Origin of the sequence: Sphingomonas panacis (assembly GCF_001717955.1) — a bacterium.
In the GTDB taxonomy this organism is placed as follows: Bacteria; Pseudomonadota; Alphaproteobacteria; order Sphingomonadales; family Sphingomonadaceae; genus Sphingomonas; species Sphingomonas panacis.
This window is the reverse complement of the sequence record NZ_CP014168.1, coordinates 4,093,577-4,114,464: the sequence shown is the minus strand read 5'-3', so window position 1 is coordinate 4,114,464 and position 20,888 is coordinate 4,093,577. Positions and strand designations below refer to the sequence as shown.

Annotated in this window: 24 protein-coding genes and 2 pseudogenes; 14 read left to right on the top strand and 12 right to left on the bottom strand. The window is 59.5% G+C overall.

Annotated elements, in window-relative coordinates:
• Positions 1-101: 101 nt before the first annotated feature.
• The 3 genes from J0A91_RS18845 to J0A91_RS18835 form a co-directional block, all read right to left on the bottom strand.
• Positions 102-614 (bottom strand): GNAT family N-acetyltransferase, encoded by a 513-nt coding sequence (locus J0A91_RS18845; RefSeq protein ID WP_069206185.1) that lies wholly within the window; start codon positions 612-614, stop codon positions 102-104.
• On the bottom strand, positions 611-847 hold the full coding sequence (locus J0A91_RS18840; RefSeq protein WP_240502079.1) for a type II toxin-antitoxin system TacA family antitoxin: 237 nt from the start codon (positions 845-847) through the stop codon (positions 611-613). Before J0A91_RS18840 ends, J0A91_RS18845 begins: the two co-directional genes overlap by 4 nt.
• 313 nt (positions 848-1,160) lie before the next feature.
• Positions 1,161-2,234 carry a LysR family transcriptional regulator gene (locus tag J0A91_RS18835; RefSeq protein ID WP_069206183.1) on the bottom strand — a complete coding sequence of 358 codons (1,074 nt, stop codon included), beginning with the start codon at positions 2,232-2,234 and terminating at the stop codon, positions 1,161-1,163.
• 458 nt (positions 2,235-2,692) lie between these two features.
• Here J0A91_RS18835 and J0A91_RS18830 point away from each other — a divergent pair, with 458 nt between their 5' ends.
• The gene (locus J0A91_RS18830) at positions 2,693-3,955 is read left to right on the top strand and encodes a GNAT family N-acetyltransferase (RefSeq protein ID WP_069206182.1); all 1,263 of its coding nucleotides are present in this window, start codon (positions 2,693-2,695) and stop codon (positions 3,953-3,955) included.
• Positions 3,956-3,994: 39 nt separating this feature from the next.
• Positions 3,995-4,504: a helix-turn-helix domain-containing protein gene (locus J0A91_RS18825; protein ID WP_150126972.1), complete on the top strand. Its 510-nt coding sequence runs from the start codon at positions 3,995-3,997 to the stop codon at positions 4,502-4,504.
• Between the two features lie 43 nt (positions 4,505-4,547).
• On the opposite strand, the gene J0A91_RS18820 is transcribed toward J0A91_RS18825, so the two are convergent.
• Both J0A91_RS18820 and J0A91_RS18815 read right to left on the bottom strand, forming a co-directional pair.
• Positions 4,548-4,871, bottom strand: coding sequence for a YnfA family protein (locus tag J0A91_RS18820; RefSeq protein ID WP_206365063.1), 324 nt, complete (start codon positions 4,869-4,871; stop codon positions 4,548-4,550).
• Positions 4,872-4,878: 7 nt separating this feature from the next.
• A complete protein-coding gene (locus tag J0A91_RS18815; RefSeq protein WP_069206180.1) occupies positions 4,879-5,289 on the bottom strand; it encodes a MerR family transcriptional regulator in 411 nt (136 codons plus the stop codon).
• 67 nt (positions 5,290-5,356) lie between these two features.
• On the opposite strand from J0A91_RS18815, the gene J0A91_RS18810 reads away from it, so the two are divergent.
• The 3 genes from J0A91_RS18810 (at position 5,357) to J0A91_RS18800 (ending at position 8,999) form a co-directional block, all read left to right on the top strand.
• Positions 5,357-6,028, top strand: a complete 672-nt coding sequence (locus J0A91_RS18810; RefSeq protein ID WP_083224774.1) for a cation efflux transmembrane domain-containing protein — start codon at positions 5,357-5,359, stop codon at positions 6,026-6,028.
• Between the two features lie 404 nt (positions 6,029-6,432).
• Positions 6,433-6,939, top strand: coding sequence for a MarR family transcriptional regulator (locus J0A91_RS18805; RefSeq protein WP_150126971.1), 507 nt, complete (start codon positions 6,433-6,435; stop codon positions 6,937-6,939).
• Positions 6,940-7,247: 308 nt separating this feature from the next.
• The gene (locus J0A91_RS18800; RefSeq protein WP_169833168.1) at positions 7,248-8,999 is read left to right on the top strand and encodes an EAL domain-containing protein; all 1,752 of its coding nucleotides are present in this window, start codon (positions 7,248-7,250) and stop codon (positions 8,997-8,999) included.
• An 86-nt stretch (positions 9,000-9,085) separates the two neighbouring features.
• Here the strand turns inward: J0A91_RS18800 and J0A91_RS18795 are convergent, their stop codons facing one another.
• Positions 9,086-9,469, bottom strand: coding sequence for a type II toxin-antitoxin system VapC family toxin (locus J0A91_RS18795; RefSeq protein WP_069206179.1), 384 nt, complete (start codon positions 9,467-9,469; stop codon positions 9,086-9,088).
• Positions 9,466-9,723, bottom strand: coding sequence for a type II toxin-antitoxin system Phd/YefM family antitoxin (locus tag J0A91_RS18790; RefSeq protein WP_069206178.1), 258 nt, complete (start codon positions 9,721-9,723; stop codon positions 9,466-9,468). The genes J0A91_RS18795 and J0A91_RS18790 overlap by 4 nt, the downstream gene beginning before the upstream one ends.
• Positions 9,724-9,914: 191 nt before the next feature.
• Here J0A91_RS18790 and J0A91_RS18785 point away from each other — a divergent pair, with 191 nt between their 5' ends.
• The 3 genes from J0A91_RS18785 (at position 9,915) to J0A91_RS18775 (ending at position 11,247) form a co-directional block, all read left to right on the top strand.
• Positions 9,915-10,106: a hypothetical protein gene (locus tag J0A91_RS18785; RefSeq protein ID WP_069206177.1), complete on the top strand. Its 192-nt coding sequence runs from the start codon at positions 9,915-9,917 to the stop codon at positions 10,104-10,106.
• Between the two features lie 48 nt (positions 10,107-10,154).
• Positions 10,155-10,412: a GlsB/YeaQ/YmgE family stress response membrane protein gene (locus J0A91_RS18780; RefSeq protein WP_069206176.1), complete on the top strand. Its 258-nt coding sequence runs from the start codon at positions 10,155-10,157 to the stop codon at positions 10,410-10,412.
• 160 nt (positions 10,413-10,572) lie between these two features.
• Positions 10,573-11,247 carry a M24 family metallopeptidase gene (locus tag J0A91_RS18775; protein ID WP_069206175.1) on the top strand — a complete coding sequence of 225 codons (675 nt, stop codon included), beginning with the start codon at positions 10,573-10,575 and terminating at the stop codon, positions 11,245-11,247.
• A 149-nt stretch (positions 11,248-11,396) separates the two neighbouring features.
• Here the strand turns inward: J0A91_RS18775 and J0A91_RS24935 are convergent, their stop codons facing one another.
• The 4 genes and pseudogenes from J0A91_RS24935 to J0A91_RS24925 all read right to left on the bottom strand — a co-directional run bounded on the left by J0A91_RS24935 (position 11,397) and on the right by J0A91_RS24925 (position 13,806).
• Entirely contained in the window at positions 11,397-11,732 is a 336-nt protein-coding gene (locus tag J0A91_RS24935; protein ID WP_240502306.1) for a sodium-independent anion transporter, read from the bottom strand.
• A gap of 147 nt (positions 11,733-11,879) precedes the next feature.
• A pseudogene (locus tag J0A91_RS24930) lies at positions 11,880-12,848 on the bottom strand (SulP family inorganic anion transporter); the annotation flags it as partial.
• Between the two features lie 124 nt (positions 12,849-12,972).
• Positions 12,973-13,155, bottom strand: coding sequence for a hypothetical protein (locus J0A91_RS18765; protein WP_206364928.1), 183 nt, complete (start codon positions 13,153-13,155; stop codon positions 12,973-12,975).
• 381 nt (positions 13,156-13,536) lie between these two features.
• Positions 13,537-13,806 (bottom strand): DUF5818 domain-containing protein, encoded by a 270-nt coding sequence (locus tag J0A91_RS24925; RefSeq protein ID WP_240502305.1) that lies wholly within the window; start codon positions 13,804-13,806, stop codon positions 13,537-13,539.
• A gap of 131 nt (positions 13,807-13,937) precedes the next feature.
• Here J0A91_RS24925 and J0A91_RS25260 point away from each other — a divergent pair.
• The 6 genes and pseudogenes from J0A91_RS25260 to J0A91_RS18740 form a co-directional block, all read left to right on the top strand.
• Positions 13,938-14,480: pseudogene (locus J0A91_RS25260) on the top strand (DUF7146 domain-containing protein); the annotation flags it as partial.
• 54 nt (positions 14,481-14,534) lie between these two features.
• A complete protein-coding gene (locus J0A91_RS24920; protein WP_240502078.1) occupies positions 14,535-14,864 on the top strand; it encodes a toprim domain-containing protein in 330 nt (109 codons plus the stop codon).
• A gap of 512 nt (positions 14,865-15,376) precedes the next feature.
• Complete coding sequence (locus J0A91_RS18755) at positions 15,377-16,021, top strand: GntR family transcriptional regulator (RefSeq protein WP_083224772.1); 645 nt, start codon at positions 15,377-15,379, stop codon at positions 16,019-16,021.
• Between the two features lie 158 nt (positions 16,022-16,179).
• Positions 16,180-16,317, top strand: a complete 138-nt coding sequence (locus J0A91_RS18750) for a benenodin family lasso peptide (RefSeq protein ID WP_169833167.1) — start codon at positions 16,180-16,182, stop codon at positions 16,315-16,317.
• Positions 16,318-16,369: 52 nt separating this feature from the next.
• A complete protein-coding gene (locus tag J0A91_RS18745; RefSeq protein WP_069206171.1) occupies positions 16,370-17,038 on the top strand; it encodes a lasso peptide biosynthesis B2 protein in 669 nt (222 codons plus the stop codon).
• Complete coding sequence (locus J0A91_RS18740; RefSeq protein ID WP_083224771.1) at positions 17,038-18,771, top strand: asparagine synthase-related protein; 1,734 nt, start codon at positions 17,038-17,040, stop codon at positions 18,769-18,771. The genes J0A91_RS18745 and J0A91_RS18740 overlap by 1 nt, the downstream gene beginning before the upstream one ends.
• Here the strand turns inward: J0A91_RS18740 and J0A91_RS18735 are convergent.
• Positions 18,753-20,882, bottom strand: coding sequence for an Atxe2 family lasso peptide isopeptidase (locus J0A91_RS18735; RefSeq protein WP_169833166.1), 2,130 nt, complete (start codon positions 20,880-20,882; stop codon positions 18,753-18,755). The genes J0A91_RS18740 and J0A91_RS18735 overlap by 19 nt on opposite strands.
• Between the last annotated feature and the right edge of the window lie 6 nt (positions 20,883-20,888).

Genomic DNA, 20,888 nt, shown 5'->3' with positions numbered 1-20,888 from the left:
TTCGGTGCTGGCGTCGTCTAGCCAATATGGTTCTACGGCAAATCAGATCGATGGCCCAGCCATGACGATTGACCCGATTGGGTGTTGATCGCCTGTCGTGGCTATTGACGCGCCGATAACAGTGGCAATGCTGTTGCAACAGGAAGGTATAGCGTCAGAGGTCGTGCGATAAGCGGTGTGAAACCGTAGGCCGCATAAAATGCAGCTGCCTCATCGTCGATTGCGTCGGCAAAGATGGCGTGCGCACCGATAGGCGCTGTCGCGATCGTCTTGATTGCATCGAAAAGCAGGGCTTCACCCAGTCCAAGCCCGCGATAGTCGACATGCCGCCCCAACCAACCGATCAGCACGGCCGGCACCGTCGGGTAACGAGGCAGCTTCGCTGCCAGCGGCTCGGGCACGTCGGTCAAGGGAACATTGCTGGACGATAGCGTATAGAAACCGGCGACCTGGCCTGTGGCGTTTTCGCGCGCGACGAAACATTTAGCGTAATGCCGCCTCACGTCCTGTTTTACAGTTTCCCTGAAATAGCGGTCGATCCGCTCGTTTCCGCACGTGAAGGCTGATCGTTTGTGCCCCCTCTCAAGCGGTTCGATCGTGAAGCGGGAACTCACCGGGCCTGGATCAGATCGGCATGTCGTCGAGCCGCGCGCACGAGCTTCTCATTGGCCCTAGGTGGGTCGACCAGTGCCTGGGCGAAACGGATCTGATCCTCCCGGGCGAGTCTCAGGATTTCGGCGTCCTCCACAACGCGTCGGGCGTCCTCTCCGGCTGTAGCGAGCAAATAGCCGGTCAGCGTCATCCCCCGCAGGCGGGCGGCACGCTGCATCTGGTCATAAACCTGCACTGGAATGCGAGCCTCGAGTCTCGCGGTATCTTCATTTGGCCTGGGCATGACGTATTCCTTTGTAGCCGATATACGGCAATATGCCGTATTTATCAACCCTCGCTCGGGCGATCGCGCACTCAGCCCATAAGCCCGCCAGCCTGCCGCGCATGTTTCCCCAGACGCCAGAACGCTCGGCTTCGATGGAACTGACCCTGATCGAGACCCGGTGTATCACCGTGAACGAATTCGCGCGGATCGCAGCCGGAATGGATGGTTTCCCGCGGACCGGGACCGGCGCGCGTGGGCCTACATTTCCGCGCGGTCGACAGCTTCATACGCCATCATCATCGATGTTGTCGATAAATCCCTCGAACAGGCTCACCACGACCGCGTCTGAAAAGAACCTCTGAAACTCGTTTGGATGCAGGAAGGTGTCGCTGAACCAGGGATAGATGTCGGGACAGAAGGCGTTCCTGAGCCACGTGATTGCCTTCCGCACGGCCGGCGACCGAGCGCGCGCCGTTGGACTGATGCAGTAGATCTCTCGTCTGAGCTGGACTCCGATGTCCAGCGGTCGGACCCGTTTGCTGATCGCCCGGGCATAGGTCGGAAGAAATCCGATGCCGGCACCAGCCGATACGGCTCTGAAATGGGCAGAACTGTTGTTGGTGGTGATACCGATCAGACCATTGGGTTCGGATGTGCCTACGAAATATGGCAGGAGATCGGAGGCAACCTGATCGGCCTCTTGCCACACAAGCTTGTGTTTCGGCCAGTCGTCGACCGATTGGGGTACGCCCGCGTGCCGAAGATAAGTCTCGGATGCGAACGGCATCACATGCAGGGTGCCGAGGCGCAAGGTCGTCAGCTTTTCATCGTCGGCTGGGTTGTCGAGTTGAACGGCGAGATCGAAATCACCCGAATCGAGGTCGACGCGTTGCATGTCGCAGTTCAAGGTCAAGCGAAGATCGGGGTTGGCCTTCTGAAACTCGACCATCCGCGGCATCAGCCAGAAGGTACCGAGCCCTTCGGTGACCGCGATTCTGACGTTTGTCGCCGGGCGCCGCGGCCCGGTCGGGCGATTGCTCGTATTTCCGTTCAAGAGCCTCATTCGACGGCCTATCCGCAACAACTCGCTTCCAGCCTTCGTAAGCTTTAAACCCTTGGGAGATCGCCTGGCCACCGGCGCGCCCAGCAAATCCTCAATTCTATCGAGATGGATGCGAAGTGTATTGATCGCATGTCCGGTTCGGACGGATCCGGCGCGCAGGCTGCCGGCCTCCGCGACGTCGAGAAAAAGCTTGAGATCGTGCCAGTCGAGCCGGCTCGCACGCGCTTCGAAAGATGTGTCGTGAAAGCGTGTCTGGCTTGCATCCGACTTTCCCTCGCCATCGGGCTTTGGCACGCTCCGGCGCGGAAGTCTTCGCCGCTTCCCGGCAGGATAGTGGGGCGCCTTCTTCATTAGGTATACGGAAATCTGAAGCGCGAAAATTTGAAGTTGGCCTGTTGGACGCTTACGGGGCCGCCCGTCACTCGGGCCGAATAGGCGGCACATGCCATGAGGGACTGATGAGCATCGAAGATCGATGGCGCGTCATCATCATGGGCAAGCGATCTACAATTCATCGTCGACCTCAGTGCATATTCTTCCCTCAGGAACTAAGGCGTTTCGTGACGCCATCTGCCTAACCCGAAATGTTCGAAATGGAGCAATCCCGCCCCGGAGAGGCTCGAACCACGACTGTCCATGACCTCTGAGTGTCGCAATTATTGATACACCCTGGAGAATCTCTCACTCGCCACGAACGACCGTGATGGCCCTACTGATTGCGACCTCAACACCAAGCCATCGAGGTCAAGCCAATGCGTCATCAGAAGGTCGAAGCCGGGTTCGGTGCCGGATACCAGACAATGTCGTTTTCGGGGCGCGTCAAGCGGCTGTGTGCAGATCCCAACGGAACCGTCCCCAGCGTCCGCGCGGCCAGCAAGGCGGAAGCTCTCGCCGCGCTGGCGGTGGCCCGAACGCATCTCGATGGTCTGGTCGACGACGCCGTGGTCGAGGCGGTGCTGGCCCGCAATCACGACATCTTTCAGCTGATCGAGGGAGAAGGAATTCCCGAGCAGCACACAGCCTTCCTCGCCTATCTCCCACTCACCCATGCAGGCGCCAGCTCTCTTGTCGAGGGGCGCTTTCAAGGGAGTAATCCCGATATTCGCCTGCTGTGCACGCCTGGCGATGTGCCGGCCGCCATCTATGTCTGGCTGATATTCACGCCGGCGGTCATCGCTCCCGCCCTGCGTGCGCTTGAGCCGCTTCTTGCACGTTTGTCGCCGGAAGGCTGTCCGCTGTTCACGCGCGCGGTAACGAGACAGACCCGCAAACTTTTTCCCGCGATGGGGTTCATAGACGCAAGCGGCGCCTATGGCTCGGCGCCTGACGATCTGCTGGTACTGCCGCCCGTTTCGGGCCTGCCGCCCTTCGAAGCCCGCGCCGATGATGTCCTAGCCGGACCGGCCACACCAATTCTCTCCGTGAGGATCGCGCGGACGCTCGAGGACATGATGAAGGCCTTCTCGGTTCGTGCCGCGACCTACATGAATGAACAGGAATGCCCCTATATCGAGGAGTTCGACGGCAACGACTTCTGCGCCACGCATTTCCTCGGCGAGATAGATGGCGAACCGGCCGGCTGTCTCAGGGTGCGCTATTTTGCCGATTTCGTGAAGTTCGAACGTCTGGCGGTTCGTCATGAGTTTCGAAATTCCAGGCTTGCCTTTCGCCTCGTCCGCGAAGCCATCGAGCATTGCCGGCGCAAGGGCTATCGGCGGGCCTACGGCCACTCGCGGCGTGATCTCATGCGCTTCTGGGGGATCTTTGGGTTTCGGCCCGTTTCGGAACGTCCGGCCTTTTCCTTCTCCGACATGGAATATGTCGAATTGGAGGCCAGCTTCGAGCCGTCCAATCGCCGCATAGCGATCGGGGACGACCCCTACGTCCTGATCCGCCCCGAAGGGGACTGGGACCGGCCGGGTCCGCTCGACGTGTCCATCCTGCGCTCCCAGCAGCGGCGGGCCAGGATCACGGCCAATGTCCGCACCGTCCGGACGCAAGCCACCCCCGCATAGAGCGTCGGGCTCGGCGCACATCAGCAGCAGGAGGAAAGGATGGATCAGGAGCGCCCACGGCACTCCGGTGAACGGTCGAAACGTGGCCGTTACCGCAAGCGTCAGATCCCGAACGGCAAACCGCCGTTCCGCGTGGCTGAAGAACCCGGCCCGATACCCGAACCCCTCGATGAGTCGGCGCAGGAGATTTACGCTGAAGGTGTTCGTCTGGCCAGGCAGTGGCTCGCGGCGCTTCGCTTGCGCGAAGACATTTTCGGCAATGAGCTTTTTGCCGACCCGGCCTGGGATATGTTGCTCGATCTCCTCAGCGCCGAAGAGCGGAACGAGAATGTCAACGTGACGAGCTTCTCGGCCATGGCTCCGAGCACGTCAGTTCGGTGGAGCGTGATACTCGAAGAGAAGGGGCTGGTCGTCCGATTGAGGGACCCAGGCGACAGGCGCCGGATGCTCGTCAAGCTCAGCCCGGAAGGTCGGCAGCTTATGCGGAGCTATTTCGATACATTGGTTCGCAAGGGCTCGTGCCCGGGAAGATGGCCCAGTCCCCCGTGACTTTCTCATCGTCGACAGTGATTTCGCCCGGTCCCTGGGAACTTTACCCGGACCTCGGGCCGAATAGAATGATCGCCGCGCCGGCAAGACAGATGACAGCTCCCGTCGCATCCCAGCGATCAGGGCGCATTCCTTCGATTGCCCACAGCCATCCAAGCGAGGCTGCGATATACACCCCGCCATAAGCGGCATAGGCGCGCCCTGCGGCGTCGCTGTCGACCAGCGCCAGCAGCCAGGCGAACAGCGCCAAGGACAGCATGCCCGGCGCGACCCACAGGACAGACTTACCGAGCCTCAACCATGCCCAGAAGGCAAAACAGCCGAAGATCTCGGCCAGGGCGGCGCCGACATATACGAAAGGCGTCACGATCAATTCACCCCTCAAAGATCGCGTGCGGCGCGAGCGCCTCGATGATCCGGCAACACGCGACGGTGCCGCCGGTGCAGGACGCGATCAGTGCCGACAGTTCGCTCCGCAGCGCTTCCAGGTCGGCGATTTTGCGTTCGACCTCTCCCAGATGGGTTCGGGCCAGAGCATCAACTGTCGCGCAATCCTGTCTCCGTTCATCCGACAAGGTCAGCAGCGCCCGAACCTGGTCGATCGAGAAACCCAGGTCACGCGCTCGCCGGATGAATGACAGCCGCCCGAGTTCGGCAGCACTATAATCACGATAGTTTCCGTTGGTTCGAACCGGCTTGGGAAGCAAGCCGATCCGTTCATAATAGCGGATAGTCTCGATCTTGGTGCCCGTCGCCCGTCCGAGACCACCGATCGTCAATGCCATGCTCTTGACCCTGTAGTTGGTACAGGGTCCATTTACGCGATCGTATCCGAAGAATCGAGGAAGTGACATGGCAGGTGGATGCTGTGGCGGCTGCGAGCCCATACCGCCAAAGCCGGACAAGACATGGCGGCGGGTCCTGTGGATTGCCCTTGCAATCAACGCGGGCATGTTCGCGGTGGAGATCATCATGGGCGTGAGGGCGCATTCGGCCTCGCTGATGGCCGATGCGCTCGATTTCCTTGGCGATGCCGCCAATTATGCGATCAGTCTCGCTGTCGCCGGGCTGGCGCTGCGTTGGCGTGCACGCGCCGCGCTGCTCAAGGGCGGCTCCTTACTACTCCTGGGACTTTGGGTGCTGGGCAGCACGGCCTCGCTGGCCCTTGCCGGAACCTTGCCCGCCGCAGAAATGATGGGAATGATAGGGGTGCTGGCGCTGGTCGCCAACATCGTCTGCGCTATCATGCTCTGGCGGCATCGCGAAGGCGACGCCAACAGGCGATCGGTGTGGATCTGTTCACGTAACGACGCGATCGGCAACATCGCTGTAGTGTTGGCCGCCCTGGGAGTCTTCGGCACCGGCGCCATCTGGCCCGACATCATTGTCGCCATCGTTCTCGCGGGGCTGGGGGTGAGCGGTGGATGGCAGATCATCCGGGAGGCACAATCCGAACTAAGACACGAACGAGTTGATCGCCCGCCGGTCACACGCGCCGGATCGGAGGCTGTTTCCCAATCCTGATGACGAAACGAGCGCGAGCGCTCGAGGCATGCGCTGCCTAGGAACGCCCTCGTCACGCCTGTCTGACCGCGACTTGCTCCAGATCGGATCCATCAATCGCTTCCGCGCAGGTTAGGCAAACGGGCTGCCAGCGCGCCTTAAGTTGTGAGGTGGACAGCAAAACCTGAAACGGAGGAGCGATGCGGAGAGCGTTTCAAAGCGGCATAGCGCACCTTTCGTGCTCCAGATTTCTCGCCCGCTTCAGGAGACTGCTGCCCGTGCATGCATCGATCCAACGCCGCATTGCGCAGGCCGCGGGTCAACACGCAGCGAGCCCTCGACCGTCACGGCGAGTCCCGAGCCACAGCTCGACGCATCATCGGCCGGTAGCCCAAGCAGCAAGATATAGCCGTCAGGAGTAACTCATGAACGAGCAATCACGGTCATTTCCGCCGCGCGAACTGCGCGACAATCCGGCAACCGACTATGACCAAGGGATGGGTCTCGCCGGCGACGCGAGCGGCGTCGAATCTGCAATTCTTGAACAGCTGGCTGGTCTCAGATCGAACCAAAGCTATGAGGCCGGGGTTCAGATCGCCAATCTTTGGCTCATGGCCCTGCGTTTGCGTCAAGTGATCTTCGGGAACGACCTGTTCGCCGATCCGGCTTGGGACATGTTGCTCGATCTTCACAGTGCCGAGGCCCGGAACGAGAAGGTCAAGATTACCAGCCTCTCGGCTATGGCGCGGGTTCCGTCCAGCACGTCCTGTCGATGGGCCCGAATACTGACCCAAAAGGGCCTGATCGTGAGGGAGAAGGATCCGGTGGACAAACGCAGGGTCTATGTCCGCCTGAGCCCAGATGCGCGTCAACTCATGCGGGTCTATTTCGACACCCTACTCGAAAAGGGCACGCATAACACCAGCTCGTAGCCGCCAAACTGGCTGGCGGCAGGCGAAATATCACCTGCAGCGCTGGGATGCCGCTCTTGGTGTGCGTGCCGTTACCCTATGTTTCTCGTGTATTCCCGTCATTTTCTCACGGACTTATACTTAACTCAAAGGAAATACTGCCAGATCGGCCTATTTTTATCGGGACTTCGATCGATCTTTTAGCCGGTGATTAAGCAAACACCTTTAAACCCTTGTCCTTCGGATGGGGTTGGTGGGGTTGGACTGTGCTTGTCCTGCAAAACAAGATACTCGAAATGATTGCAAGGGGGGCGAGCCTGGAGGCAACGGTGGCTCAGCTCTGCGAGGAAATCGAGGCAATGCTGCCCGATATCACCTGTACCGTCCTGCGGGTGGATCGAAACGGTCTCGTCCATCCGCTCGCTGGGCCCAGCCTGCCGGCAGACTATCTGGCCGGCCTGGACAATGTCGTGATCGGCCCGCAGGTCGGCTCATGCGGCACTGCGGCCTATTTCGCCGAGCCAGTCATTGTCACCGATATCGAGCATGATTCCCGCTGGGTCCGTTTCAGGGAGCCGGCCCTCAAGCTTGGGATGAAAGCCTGCTGGTCCATGCCGATATTTGATGCCGAACGCATAGTGATCGGCACGATCGCCTTCTATTGCCGCACCTACCGAAGCCCCGGCGATAGCGAGCGCCGCTTCATCGAAACCTGTGTGCATTTGTGCGAGATAGCCTTCGGGCGCCACGAACGCGTGCTCGAACGGGAACGCCGCGCCACGACCGACGCGCTGACGCAATTGCCCAATCGGTACGCTTTCAACCAGGCGCTTTCTCAATTGCCTTGCGACGAGGCTGGAGCGTGGGCCGTTCTGATCATCGATCTCGATAATTTGAAGGTGACGAATGATTTCTACGGTCATGATGCGGGGGACTGCATGATCGAGGCCGTCGCCGGGCGCGTTGCAGCCGGCGTGGCGCCGGACAGAATCTTCCGCATTGGCGGCGACGAATTTGCGATCATCGTCCAGCAGGAGGAAAGCCTCCACGACCTCGATGCCTTCGCCCGCGGGATCCTTTCGCGACTGGATGACCCGGTTCATTGCAATGGCTCGTTGATTGCGCCTGCTGCGACCATCGGCGGCGCTGTGTTCATGCCGGAAGATGGGGGACCTGAAACGGTCAAGCAGAATGCGGATTTCGCCCTGTATCATGCTAAGGACAGCGGAAGAGGCGGTTTCATACGCTATTGGCCCGGTCTGGACACGCGGATCACGCATCGCATCGTAGCTGTGCGAAATCTCGAATCTGCCTTGAACGACCGGCGCATCGAAGTGCACTATCAGCCGGTCTTCGACCTCCTGACTGGTGAGATCAGATGCCTTGAGGCGCTTTGCAGGCTCCGCAATCGCGCCGGCGGAGTCGTGCCGGCTCGCGACTTCCTCGATGCAATTTCTGACCGCCGCCTCGCGCGCGCCCTCACGGGACATATGTTCGAGCTCATCGGTAACGATGCGCTGTATTGGCGGGATGCCGATCTCGAAAACTATCCAATCACGGTCAACATCACGGAGGCCGACATCCGCGAGGGACATGTTCTCGACCAGTTCCAAAGGTTGTCATCGACATATCCGATCGCGCCCGACGGCATCATCCTCGACCTGTCCGCGCATCTCTATCAGTTGGTAGGGCGAGGCGAGGTCAACGGCCAGGTGCAAATCCTCCGCGGTCTTGGGATCCGGGTGACCCTCGACGACTTTGGCACCGCGCCGGTATCGCTCAGGAACCTTCTCACTGCCCCTGTCGATGCCATCAAAATCGACGTGGGCTCGTTAGAAACCGCCGTGGAGAACGGGCCTGAGACGGCGTTTATCGAAGCGGCGGTGCTGATCGGCCGCAGACTCGGCATAGAGCTTATCGCGAAATCCATTGATAACCGTCGATGTGCTGCCACTTTGGTCGAGTTGGGCTGCCAGCTAGGGCAGGGGATGCACTGCTCGCCGCCGCTCTCGCGAGACGAGATAAGGGACATGCTTGTCGGGAAGCCTCGAGAAGGAATTCGATCGGCCACAGCAGTTTAGGACGGCCGCTGAAATGGTCTCGCATTTGACCAACGGGCCAAATCGTTTGCCGGTGCCGCTCGGCCGGGTTGCGGCCGCCTTCGGTGTCAGATTGCGCGCTCGATATCAGTCTTAGCGAAATCATCGCCGACGAAGAGCAGGGGACAGTCATGCTCTTTGGCGACATCATATGCGAAGCAATCACCGAAATTGAGCGCTGCGGGGTGAATGCCCTTGCCCCATTTGGCGTAGGCTTCCGCAATCCGCCGTGCGCTGATCGGCGTGACAGTCACGATGTCAAAGCCAAGGCCGTCGATGAGGCTCGCGATTTCCTCAGCAACATTGCGCCGGGCAGACACGATCAATGCTTCCGCCACGGTGCCGGCGGAGATCAGGAGGTCGTCCTCCGCCTCAAGGATAGCAATGCAGGCGGCTGCCTGTGGCTCATCGAGGACGACGGCCATCAGTGCCGATGTGTCGACGGCAATCATCCAGGCAAGCCGTCGTCGCCATAGAGGAAATCCTGGCTGCGCGCGGCATTTGGTCCGGGATGGGCCTTTGCCGCTCCCGTCATCCGAACAGTGTCCAGGAGCTTGCGGCGCTCCTTTCCGTTACTCACCCGCCGGACCGGAACGAGCTTCACGGCGGCTTGCCCATGGCGTGTCAGGATGACTTCATCGCCCGCTTCAGCGCGACGCACGAGATCCGTGAGTTGCCCTTTGGCATCGCTGACGGAAATATGCATGCTATTCACCCTGCTTCAGAAGACACTTTCCAATTTGGACTACTCAATGGTCCATGTCAACGCGACGACGGGTCCACCCGTTTCGATAGCAGCGTCGGAAGTTTAGGTTTTACCCGAACTGGCGCTTGAGAAACGCCCGGTCATTTTGAGAACGACTCGCAATAATTGAGAGGCCGTGGTAGGGACTCGGAATGGCCCATGAACGATCCACGCTCGTCAGGAGCTGCGAGAATATAGGTTACTGCGAGGAACGCGCTCGGCGTGAGTGGACGGCTGCGGAAACCGCGACCGCCCCCGAGGCGGCCGCCGCACATCGGCTTCTGGCGGTCCAGTACGACGTCGAGGCGCATGACATGCTCAAGCAGCTGGCGACCAAAATCTGAAGGCCGTTCGAGGCTCCGATAAGCCGGGTTTTCAACGGGAGAAATGCAATGGAATATGGTTTTCTCGGATGGATCATTGTCGGCCTGATCGCCGGCGCGCTCGCCAAATGGATCATGCCCGGCAAAGATCCCGGCGGTATCATTGTCACGATCCTCATCGGGATTGCTGGCGGCCTGGTCGGCGGCTTCATCGGCAGCCAGCTGGGCATTGGCGGTAACGGCCATATCGTGAGCATCCTGATCGCGACCGCAGGAGCAGTGCTGCTCTTGTGGATTTACCGCCTGATCAGAAGCCGGAGTGCTTGAGTCCGGGCCGGCGACCGTTTCCCAGCGCCTGTAAGGCTAGAGACGTCGGTTCGACATTCAAGGAAATCGCCCCGTTCGAGCCGATCGATGATATTGTGCGACGTCGGTCACGATCGCGCGTGATCGTCTAGCGGATCATCGAAGGTTGGAAGGGTCGGATATGGATGCTGAATCCCTCGAGAGCGTCGGGGGAAAATTCACGATCGAGGGCATGCTCGAAGTGCGTCGTCAGACGCGGCTTGCGATAGAGACCATCGCGCAACGCATAGCGCCGGGCATGTCCGAGAAATTTGGCGTCGCCACCGCAAAGGCGACGTTGCGGGAGCTTGGCCTCCCGCGGGGATGGCACAAGACCTATGTCCGCTTCGGAAGAAATACCATTCGGGAATATGGCAACGCCTCGGAAGAGGGCGTTGTCCTGTCCGACAATGATATCTTCTTCATCGACATCGGACCTCTGCTCAACAATCTCGAGGGGGACGGCGGAGAGACATTTGTCATCGGTTCGGACGAAGACATGCATCGCGCGCGTCGAGATGTGCTGACCTTGTGGCATCGCGTGCATGACGTCTGGCGAGAAGAAGGACGGACAGGCCGTCAGCTTTATGAGTTCGCCACGGCGGAAGCCGCCGCCATGGGCTGGGAACTCAACCTGAAGCGAATGTCGGGCCATCGGGTCGGAGACTTCCCGCACAGGCACCGATACGAAGGATTGCTCATCGAGGTCGACATCAATCCCAGCCCTTTCGTGTGGATCCTCGAGATGCATATCCGGCATCCAAACCGGCCCTTCGGCGCCTTTTACGAAGATCTGATGATCCCGTCCGGCCGGTAATGGCCAATCCAACCGAGGGGCATCTGCTGCACGAGATCTCGATCACCGCGGCTTCGCGTCGTCGAGCATTCCCCTCGCGAGCTGCAAGGCTTCCGGATAATCACGCGTGAACATTGCGCGGCCGCTCGCCGGGGACAGGTCGAGCCGCTCTAAAATTTCGCGCGGCTGATCTCGTACATCCACAAAATAACCCGAATGCCGGTCGAAGTCGCCTGCCGGACCATGTCGTCGATGACGGCTCCGCCACTCGCATCGAGCAGAGGCACGCCGCGCATACGGAATATGATGACCTTGGGCGCCTTGCCAAAACGGCGCAGCGTATCGAGCAATTCATTCGCAACTCCGAAGAAGACCGGCCCCTCGATCCGAAACACTTCCACCCCATCCGGAAGCGCATCGCGTTGACCGGTCTCTTCCCCTTCCTCCCCCTCGTCCAGATCGGCTCCGCCGGAGGGCCCGGTACTGATCGCGACGGCCTGGCTCATTCTCATCATGAACAACAGCGAAGCGAGAGTAACGCCGACAGCGATGGCGCCGGTCAGATCCACCAGCACCGTCAAGCCGAACGTCAGCAACAGCACGCCTCGGTCGCCATTCGGCATGCGCAGAAGACGGTTGAAGCGATCATGCTCGCTCATACCCCAGGCCACCATGAACAGGATCGCCGCAAGGGCGGGTAGCGGAACGAAGACCATGAGGTTCGAGGCAAACAGGATGAACAGCAGCAAGAACCCCGAATGGAGCATTCCGGCGACAGGAGTTATAGCGCCCGCCTTGATATTGGTCGCCGTCCGCGCGATCGCACCGGTCGCCGGCAGGCCTCCAAACAAAGCGGAAGCGAGATTTGCGACACCCTGGCCCACGAGTTCCTGGTTCGATCGGTGGCGCGACCTGGCCATTCCGTCAGCGACAACTGCCGATAGAAGGGCTTCGATACCGGCCAGAAAGGCGATGATGAACGCTGACGGGATCACTGCCTGCACTTTGCTCAGTGAAATGTCGGGCACGCTGGGAACGGGAAGACCGACGTGCATGCCGGGGAACCGCGAGCCGATCGTCTCGACCGGCAAATGAAGAAGTGCCACGAGTGCGGACACGGCAACGACGGCGATCAGGAAGCCAGGCAATTTCGGCGCCTATCTTCTAACGCCGACAATAGGCGCCAGTGACGCAATACCCATGGCCAGCGTTGCGCCATGCACGGAGCCCAGCGCCGAAAAATAGGCCTGCCACTTCGGGATGAAATCCGCGGGCACGCTCTTCATCGATAGCCCGAAGAAATCCCTCACCTGACTGGACGCGATGATGACGGCAATTCCCGCGGTAAAGCCTGTCACCACCGGGAAAGGAATGAAGCGGACCAGGGACCCAAGCTTCGCATAGCCTGCCACGATCAACAATGCGCCTGCCATAAGGGTCGCCAGGAGAAGCCCATCATAGCCATGTTGCGCGATGACGTTGAACACGACGACCACGAATGCCCCCGTCGGGCCGCCGACTTGGACCCGGGAACCGCCTAGTGCTGAGATCAGAAATCCTGCGACGATCGACGTAGTGACACCCTTCTCAGGCGAGGCACCGCTGGCGATCGCCAGCGCCATCGCGAGAGGCAGGGCTACGATCGCGACAGTCAGACCGGCGACGGCATCGCGTCTCAGCCTCGTGAGGCTATAGCCTTCTTGGAGGACAGTGATCAGTTTTGGCGTGAAGGCGACGAGGCGGGCATCACTTTCCATCGCCGTCGCTTTCCGGTGACGAGCCCTGGTCGAAAAGAAGCGAAGGCATCCGCTGCGGCCTGGCGCCTGCCGCTGTCTCCTTGAGGCGCACGCCGCGACCAAAGCCACTGCTCGGCGAATTCTGCCCAATGATCTCTATGCCCGCAGCCTCCAGCGCACCCACCACCTTCACGAGCGTATCGACAATGCCGCGAACCTGACCTTCAGTCGCTTGTCACGAAAGGCGGCGGGATCGAGATCCCCGTCAGCCCATCCTGCCGCATCGAAAACGGACGTCACCACGTTGCACCCCGCCAACCGCTTCAGGTGCCAGGGAATGAATCATGCTTGATTCCAGGCGAGCAATGCTCATGCGGCCAACGGAATCCCGCTCGCGACCACTTGTGGGTAATTGAAAGCTCCAGGCCACGCTTACGTGTGAGACATCATATCTCAATCTGAACCATACATCGGCCGCCCTGTGCCGACAATCATGGATTGGGGCGATTTCGCTCCTTCATGCTGCCGAGCACAGTGAGAGTATCAAGCAGCGAAGGGCGTGGGCTTCGACCTTTCACCCCAAGAGCCAATCGACAGCCCTCCTAAACAGGTTCGGCCGAGCCTCGTCAGTCGGCCACCTGCCACTGAGCGGCTCTATCTGCGTCACTCCGAGCAGATCGAACCCGTCGCGTATTCCTTCCAGTCGTACGCGCTGGCCGATCAGGTGGTAAGCGCGGTGAGGCGCATCGAGTTGCCATACACCGCCATCGTCTCTGCGGAGCGCGAGGCCGTGCGAACTTCGAAGGAGCAATCCTGTTTCGCGATGGCGGCTTCCATGCGGCATTTGCAGATAGTCACTGTCCTGAGCGCTGCTGTCCAGCGCTGTCATTCTGGTTCCGAGCCACAAACTACACCAAGGCACGACGGTCGGGGAAGGGAGGGAGGGGAGAAGAGCGAACGGCCAGGAGTTCGCACATGTCGCAGTCTGCTCTCAAAAAACCAAATCCATATCTTGAATCCCTCGGCGCCGATCTCGTGAAGCGCCTTGGCGGGATCTGGTCGTCGTCGGGAGGAATGTGCCGTTGTCCAGCCCACGACGATGCTAGTCCGAGCCTGTCGGTCCGGGTCGGCGACACGGCGCTTCTCTTCAAATGCTTCGCTGGTTGCGACACCCGCGACGTCCTTCGCGCGATCCGTCGGCTCGATCGGAATGCGCTACGATCTTATCCGGCAGACGCTGCCACACACTCCAGTTCATCCTCTTCGCTTTGGCTCCGCGAACGGGCGTTGGAGCTGTGGGATAGCTCTGTGCCCCTTCCCGGCACTTCTGGTGCAGATTATCTCCAGCGCCGAGGCCTGCCTGCAGACTCGCGCGTTTTGCGTTTCAACCGCCGCACCCGGCTTGGGCCGGGCAGGATAGCCAGCTGTCGTCCAGCCCTGATCTCCGCACTTCACGAGGCCGGACATTTCGTTGCGGTCCAGCGCACATTTCTCGAACCCAACGAGCCCCGACGCGCACGGGACCTGGCCAATCCGCGGCGAATGCTAGGCCGCCCGCTGGGGGGCGCGGTCATGCTTGCTTCGGCGGGAGCTACGCTCGGCCTGGCCGAGGGCATGGAGACGGCCTATTCTGCCATGATCCTATTCGGACTCCCGGTGTGGGCTACGCTTGGAAACGAGCGCCTGGCAGGGATCACGATCCCCAAGAGCGTTACGCGTCTCCTCCTGCTCCCCGACAACGATCGCGGCGGCAAGATCGGCGCCGCGAAGGCCGAGCAGGCCTATGCCATGCCTGACCGGACGATCGAGACAGTTTGGCCGCCTCCAGGTTTCAATGACTGGAATGACGTGTTGCGGAAATATGGTGCCGATGGAGCGGCGTTCTATCGCCAAGCGGCATAGCACCTTTAGCCACTCACCATTTCCGGTTTGTGATGCGGGCCCATTTGCCAAAGTTTGCAAGCCTGTGACGGGCGAACCCGGGTTACCTACAGCGCGGAACCCGCCACGTCACCGGCTGATTCTCTTAGAAATTCCTATCGCGCGCGATAACAATAGAGTTTGACCATCATAGTTTTGTCTACCAACCCTTACGCATCGATTGAGCAGTGATGAGGAATGTCTAACTGCGGATGACGGACTCGCAGCAAAACCGAGCGGGAAGACCGATTAGCAACGGCGTCCATAGTTTTGAGGTGAGGATCGCGCAGCATTGCGCCGCTCGCATGTTCGGTTGACGTGAGAGGTGGCGAATTCCTTTCCTTCGACGCCAGCCTCGAGCGGATATCCGCCTGACGTTGACGGCATTCCGCGATGGCGGCTGCGGCACCAAGCGGCATTCGTACCATTGTGCGGTCTACGGAGTGCCAAAATGTCCGGCCCGTTATTGCCATCAGGCAGGTAGCTCCCGGGAGATGTCACCCGAAACCGTCACGATTGAGCGCGTCTACGCAAGGCTGAAAGCCGATGTCATTGGCGGAAGATATCTGCCTCGGTCGGAAATCGTGATTGCAACAATTGCCCGAGAATATGGCGTCAGCATTGCCCCTGTACGTGACAGCGCCCAAAGACTGGTCGGTGAACGCTTGCTTGTGCCGCTCCGTCGAGGCGGATTTGCGATACCCGATCTGACAGAGGAAGGATTGCATGATCTGCTCTTCTGGCACGGCCATCTTATTCGCAACGCCGTTAAGCTCAAACGCAAAGGCTCATGCCTAGGGCAGGATATAAGCCATGATTTTGAAAAGGCTTCGAGCGATGCGCTCGCCAGGACTGCCGCCTCACTTTTTCATGAGCTTGCAATCCGCGCCCAAAACAGCGAGATCGCTCCCGCCGTACTCGCGGCCAGCGATCGCCTACACGCCGTTCGCCTTAAAGAGCCCGAGCACCTCCCTGGCGTCGCGCAGGAGCTCCAAGCGGTTCAGACCTTGGCCACCAGCGGTCGTGATCAAGACCTGATTCAGAGCCTTTGGGCGTATCACCGCCGCAGGTTGCGGCGAGTTCGTCAACTGGTGGAAGCGGCGGGTGGAACTGTGCGGCCACTGAAATTGGCAGAATGACAAACCCTTACGAAGGCTTGGCTCGAACTGCGCAACGGGGGACGGGGTCGATAACCCCGTTAGTGCCCTGACTGATACCTTATAAGTTCGGATATAAGAACGACCATCATTTATCCTTCCCATGCCGTGATCACGCGGCATCGATGGAAGGAAATGCCATGAACCGGAGCGACGAGCACCGCGACGACGAGCTGATCGACCTCGGCTCGGTAATCGAGCAGACCAAGGGCATGGGTGCGCCCTTCAGCGACACTGGGGACGGCCGGCAACTGCAGCCCGGTCTCACCGACGATTGATCGATCGAGCGCGCGGTGACCGTTCGCCGCGCGCTCAACATTCGGGACCTCGATGGTGTACCGGCTGCGACAGGATCTCTTTTTTTGCGTCACAAACGGACGCGCGGTCTTCCTTGACCTTAAGGCGGACCGCTATTTTTGCCTTCCGCGCGTCATCGACGCAGTATTCCAGTCTATTTGTGCGGGGCAAGAATTGACGGTAGCCGATCAAGAATCCGTGAAAGTGCTGCTCAAGAGGGACATCATCAGCGAAGACCCGCTTGCAACCTCACCCCCTGCGCCGATGGTGATTGAGAGAGCAGAGTTCGAGCCCGCGCTCGGTTCCCATTCGCGCCCCTCGGCGCTCATGTTGGCACGGGCAATCAGCGCGCAGCTTACATCAGCCGTCGCCTTGCGAACACGTTCCTTTGCTTCAATCAGCCAATCGATCGCCACGAGGAAGCGCCAGCAGGACATCACCACTCTGGAGGTCGAGCTTCGCTACGCGCAAATTATCGAGGCCTTCGCGAAAACGACCTTATTGTTCCGACCCGGAGACAGATGCCTTCCGCGTTCCCTCGCCTTTTTCTCGGTGTGTAGGGCGTATGGTTTAGAACCAACGCTAATCATTGGCGTGAGAATAAACCCCTTCGTTGCGCACTGCTGGGTCCAAAACGGAACCCGGATTGTGCACGATGATTCGGGCGAGGCTACTCTGTTTGCGCCGATTTTAGCCGTCTGATGCTTTACGAATATCTGATCATAGTCGCCAAGGGATCAAACATCCGCGAAGATATGCTTCATCGCCTGGCAGATCTGACCGGATTGGCAGCGAAATTTTCTTCTGAAACACTTGCCGTCCTGGCGAGCGTTGAGCTCACGGTCACGCCATTGGGCGAGACTGGCGCGATTGTCGGCACGATATTCCACCGCCATGGACCGCCCGAGGCGCTAGCCGCCTTCACCATAGATGAAGTTCGAGCTATTCAAAGGAGTGATGGTTCCCACTTGCTAAGTCGATATTGGGGTGGATACGTGGCGGTCTTCGAGACTGAGCACGGCTCGCGGATCATAAGAGATCCGTCCGCATCGATCACATGCTACCAAGTCGAAGTCGATGGTTTGTTTGCCTTTGCTTCGAGTGCTGAAACTCTTCACAAGGCGACGCTGTATTCTCCGACAGCAAATTGGCAGAATCTGGCACGACACATCTACACAGATGGCCTTCCTGCAGTCGAGACAGGCCTGACCGGCGTCAAAGAAGTTTTACCAGGTACGTCTGTCGTCCTCGAAAACGGCCAGGATCAGAGCTTGCCCTGCTGGTCTCCATGGGATCACGTTGAAGTCGAAACATCGAGCACCGAGCGGTTGCGGCGTGCTGTGTTGCAGGCGGTCAGCGCATGGGGATCCTGTTACCCGCGGGTGCTGATTGGCGTCTCCGGAGGCTTGGATTCGTCAATTGTCGCGTCCTGCCTCTCGTCAAAAGGCCATGAACTGACTTGCATGACGATGACAACCAACGACGCTGATGGCGATGAACGACGCTACGCACGAATCTTGTGCGATACCCTCAACGTCGAGCTCATCGAAGACCATTACTCGCTTGATGATATCGAGCTCGGCCGCTCGGCCGCTCGTCATCTCCCTCTACCTGTCTCCCGAACGCAATCCTTGGCCTACAATGCCGCCGTTGCTCGGCAAGCGCTTCGCAGTTCAGCCGATGTGTTCTTCTCTGGAAATGGAGGGGACAACGTTTTTGCCTATTCGCAGTCAGCTACCTCGCTGTACGATCGATATCTTCATGAGGGATGGTCCCTCGATCTCCTACGGACCGTGGGCGACATCTGTAAGTTGACCGGCTGCAGCCCAATACAAGCAGTGAAATCAGCCAGGCGTATATCGAAGTCCAAATCCCGGAGCTACCGATGGCGACCGCAGCCTCTCTTCCTCGCACAAGAGGTGTTGGCAATCGAGACTTCAATCCCGATCTCTCACCCGTGGCTTGAGGCACCCAAGAACGCACTGCCCGGGAAGGCAGCTCACATAGCGGGGCTGCTACGGGTCCAGCCGAACCTGCAAACGAGCGAAGCCGCCATTGGCCTTCCGGTCGTCAATCCACTGATGGCGCAACCCGTGATGGAGGCCTGCCTCCATATTCCGACATGGCGCTGGTGTGCGGGGGGCGTGAACCGTGCGGTCGCACGCGAAGCCTTCGCCGGCGTGCTGCCCAGCGACATTGCGTACCGGACCACAAAAGGCAGGCCCGACGGTTTCTGCAACGAGATCATTGATACTCGACGCGGACACATCCGCGAACGGCTTCTTGACGGGCACCTGGTCAGGAACAAAATTCTCGACGCGAAGTCGATAGATCAAACCCTCGCTGAAGAATCTCCAAACCGAGGCATCGAGCAAATCCGACTGCTATCGCTTATCGAAATGGAGGCTTGGCTCGATCACTGGGTGGGACCGTAATCGCGCTCCCCGCCTTCCTGCGCGCTAGCGGTCTTCCGAAGGTCCTCCCAGTGCGCCAAATCGCTCGTCCGAGTCCGCGGGAATTGCCGAATATCCCGCATCCAATAGTCGAACCAGTCTAAATTTCTCTCGTATATCGACAGGCGGTGGGCTGGTTGCCATTTGACGTGATACTCTCCTGGGAAAATGAACAAATCAACAGGAACTTTTTTCTCGCGCAGCGCCGTGAAGCTCTCGAGAGACGGCAGATAGGAATCATCCGCCATTTGCATCAAAATGGGAGTGCGTTGTGTCCTCGCGCTTCGCGACAACGAGAGCTGCTGCCAGAATGGCGAATTCGTATCGAGGGTCGTTGGGAAGCCCTGCGCAGCGAATTCACGAGCGGCGGCAGGCCCCACCATTGAAGCGTACGATACGTCCCACAACATGCTGCTAACGGCTGCGGCCGCGAAGGGCACACCATTTGTCAGCGCGAATTGGACAGTGGTCGCTCCATCACTGAACCCGGTGATGCCCACCCGATGTTCGTCGACGATGCCGCGACGTACGAGCTGTTGTACCCCCGCCTTCAATGCGGACAAGATGCTTCGCCTGTCGGCAAAACCCGTCAGGTTTTCTCTTTCAACATCGATTGCTGTTTTTGCGGAGTTAAGGAGCCCCACCATCTGCGGACGATTGAAGCTGAGAACGACATACCCGCGGTTTGCGAAAGCTTGAATCGGGTACTCGTCGCCGGTCCCTCCGCGTAGAAAGCCTCGGCTCTCGTATTGCACGATAATCAGTGGGTAGCGTTTGCCTGGTCGATATCCCACCGGAAAAACGACGTCGCCGTAGGTTTCAAGCCCTAGATAGTTGCGCCACTTCATCCTTTCGACATGTCCCATCAACAAGAATCGAAATTCTGGATTTGGATCAAATATCACAGAGGAGGCCCCAGATTCCGGCGATAGCCGGACAATCTGGCGCGGTTGGGTTGAGGACTCGCGCAGGCAAATGAGATCGCCGCTCCGAGGGACGCAGTCCAAGAGGACGTCGTTCGTTGTGTATATCCTTCTGGGCGGGCCATCCCCAGGCTTCCATTCATAGATCGCAGTAGATTCCTTTGACCACCCTTCGCGCCGGAAAAACCGCAACGACCTACCGTCCGGCTGCCACCATATCTTGCCCCGTCGATCAATGCAGCTCTCTGCGAGGCATGGGATACTTCGACCGCCGGGTCCATCTACGAACAGGTAGCTGCGACTGTTGATTGCGTCTTGCTCAGACTGCGTGATCCAGGCCTTGCGTCCCATGGGGCCTACGACGGTTCCGTGCCCGCCATTGAGCACTCCCGCAGGGCCTCGGAGAATCTCTATCTCTGCCTCCGTTGCCCGTCGCAAGTCGGTGGAACCAAGTGTCTCAGTCCAAAACTCGGTACTAATAGGTGGCGCTGCGAACGGCCGGCTAGCCGCCATTGGTGCAAAGCGGTCATCATAATGGTAGCCCGATAGGCCCTCTTTCTGGATCTGCTGCTGCGTGCGCAACAGGCCTTCTCTGGTCGAGAAAATGATGGAGCGTCCGTCAGCACTGATTCTAAAATCTTCTACATCCACGGGGCTTCGCGTGAGCGCCACACTTAGTCCACCGCTCACTTCGGCGCGCCAAACCTGCGTCGAACCGGCAACCCTCTTCAGAAATGCCACCCATTGCCCGTCTGCAGACCATTGGGGCGCGATAGGAAGTGGAACGCCTGTCGGGTACGCTGCTTTGCCGCGAAAATCATATGTCGCTCGAACTAGCTCGCCACCACTATCGACAATTGTAGGCGGGCCATTGGCATGCACAGGCACCACCACCATTGCGAGGCAGTAGTTGTTGATTTCCGGTACCGCCTCGCGGACTTGAAAGGCGATCATCTGCCCATCGGGCGATAGTGCGATCGAACCAGACTCCGGGAAGACGCGGTCCGGCGGGCCGATATCTTTGAGGCGGACCAAATCCTCGGGCGTCAGTGCGCGCGGGACCGCGGCCGTATCCACTTGCCCCGCACGTGACGCTTCGCAAGGGGGCGGCGCGGCGGTCGCCGGCGTGAACTGGAGTGCCAATACAACGGCAATAGCGAAGCCTGGCACTTTGTG